The organism is Streptomyces sp. NPDC045695 (assembly GCF_056432025.1).
Genome location: NZ_JBWKJU010000044.1, coordinates 1 through 1,615 on the forward strand (window position 1 = coordinate 1; position 1,615 = coordinate 1,615).

General features: G+C 68.9%; 1 protein-coding gene. It reads right to left on the bottom strand.

Annotated elements, in window-relative coordinates; all coding sequences use genetic code 11:
* Positions 1-12 precede the first annotated feature (12 nt).
* A complete protein-coding gene (locus AC07DU_RS33865) occupies positions 13-1,470 on the bottom strand; it encodes an NF041680 family putative transposase (protein ID WP_479115768.1) in 1,458 nt (485 codons plus the stop codon).
* Positions 1,471-1,615 lie beyond the last annotated feature (145 nt).

The following is a 1,615-nucleotide window of genomic DNA, read 5'->3' on the forward strand; positions in this document are numbered from 1 at the left end:
CTAGCTTGATCTTTAACCCTTGCGGCGTGGGCGAGGAGTCGTGGACTTCTTCGCTTTCGGTTTCGCGGTGTCTTGTTTGCGGACTGTGTGCACGTCGTGGTGGGGTGCGGGCCGGGTGTTCTTCCGGCCGGGTGGTCGTCCGGGACCGGGGCGGGAGGGTTTTGGTGCACCGGCCGGGCAGGCGGCGCTCGGGCGGATGTGCCGGAAGTCGCGGCGGACGCGGGCGGGCGTGAGGCGGTCGGCCGGTGCGGGTTTCTCCCAGGGCCGGCGCAGGTCGGCCGCCAGCGGCCGGGCGAGACGGAGCTGGGTGTAGGCGGCCAGGATCAGCCAGGTCCACCGGTCTGCCGCCTCGGGTGTGCGGATCTTCGGGCAGGTCCAGCCGAGCGTCTGCTTGAACAGGCGAAAAGTGTGCTCGATGTCGAAGCGCCGCAGGTATGCCTGCCAGAGTCGGTCGACATTTGCCGGAGTGGCGTCGGTGCCCGACCACCACAGCCAGACCGGCTTGGGGGTTGCTCCGCTGGGCAGGCGGTCGATGTCCAGGCGGATGACGGTCCCCTCGATGACCGGAAGGATGCCTTCGGCCGCAGCCCAGGAGGAGCGGTGGGTGAGTTTGGGGTGGAGCCGGTCCCAGGAGCGTGCTCGGGCGGTGCCGTAGAGGCGGGTTTCGGTGACGGTCTCGGCGTCCGGAGTGCCCCAGGTCTCTTCCTGGCCGAAGACGAACTCGCCGCCGTGCCGGGGCGGGCGGCCCATCGTGTGAGGCTGCCGGGGCGGGGCGGGCCTGCGCAGGACGCGGTCCGAGCGCATCCGGGCCAGGACCTGAACCGGCAGATCCCGCAGGAGGTGGGCCAGGCGGGGTGCGTCGTATCCGGCGTCCGCGATGACGAGGATGTCCGGGTCGCCACCGGTCCACTGGCCCGCCGCGATCAGCCGTTCGACCAGCTCACGTAGCTGGCAGGCGGTGACGGTGGCGGTGTCGTCACCCGGCCCGAGACGGAGGGCGTCCAAGGGTGCGGTCCACGAACTGCGACCGCTCTCCAGAGCGCAGACGATGGAATACGGCCAGCCCGGGACGGGGATGTGCTGGTCCTTGCCCCGTCCATAGGTGTGGCACAGGATCCGCTGCGGCGATGTGTGGGCGTCGGGCCGCAGCCAGCAGGTGACATCCACAGCCAGGACCAGACGGCCGTCCGCGGCTTTCGGTAGCGGCACCGCCACCAGCGCACGCCTCAGCCGGACAACATCCAAACCGCCCCGGGCCACAGCGGCATAAAGTCCGCCATGCCCACGACGGTGTTCGCCCACCAGCGACAGCTCCGGCAGCGACCTCACCGGCCCGTCGCCGCACAGGACCGCGTCGGCCAGCTCGAACAGGGCATCCGAACGGGCGGTCAGACACTCGTAGAACTCGCCACGGAAGCGTGACAGTTCAGCCAATGCCTCTTGCCGGGCACCGTGATGCAGCAGACTCATCCCACGGCCTTCGTGCTGGATGTGAGTGTTTCCTTGGTCGGAGCACATGATCCAGACGAAGGCCGCTTCCGCGTACTGCGGTTACCGAACCGAGCGATCAAGTTCGATGCACCGTTCGACGCCGAAGGTTAAAGATCAAGCTAGG

Coding starts and splice junctions, on each gene's coding strand:
- AC07DU_RS33865 (WP_479115768.1), bottom strand. CDS start 1,470: ATGAGTCTGCTGCATCACGGTGCCCGGCAAGAGGCATTGGCTGAACTG.